1 protein-coding gene is annotated in these 530 nt (G+C 47.2%); it reads left to right on the plus strand.

Features of this window, described 5'->3' with window-relative positions:
• A partial coding sequence (locus DLM75_RS24075) for a DDE-type integrase/transposase/recombinase (protein WP_147456709.1) occupies positions 1 to 530 on the plus strand: 530 nt, incomplete at both ends.

Raw genomic sequence — 530 nt, forward strand, 5'->3', positions numbered from 1 at the left:
GTGATCTTAGAAGGAAGTAATCCCGAGATCATCTGGCCTTCTGCGAGCACGATCGGAAACATTCTCCAAAAAAGAGGCTTTGTAAAACCCAGAAAGAGAAAACGAGGAGTGATTCCTCCTTCGGAACCGTTTCGGGGATATGACCATCCGAATGCGGTCTGGTGTGCGGACTTCAAAGGAGATTTTAAGTTGAGGGACGGAATCCGCTGTTATCCTCTTACGATCTCGGATGGATTCAGTAGATTCTTACTTTGTTGCAAAGGGCTCTCAGGGACAAGAACTTACGAGACGAAGAGAGAATTCGAAAGATGCTTTCGAGAATACGGACTCCCGAATGCGATCAGAACGGACAATGGAATTCCTTTTGCGGCCGGTTCAGGACTTTCCTTACTCTCCACTTGGTGGATCAAGTTAGGAATCTTTCCGGAGAGGATTCGTCCGGGAAAACCTCAAGAGAACGGAAGACACGAGAGAATGCATAGAACTCTCAAAGCGGAAGCCGTTTACCCGATTCGTTCTTCTATGAGACA

It is taken from the genome of Leptospira stimsonii (genome assembly GCF_003545885.1).
Taxonomy (GTDB): Bacteria; Spirochaetota; Leptospiria; order Leptospirales; family Leptospiraceae; genus Leptospira; species Leptospira stimsonii.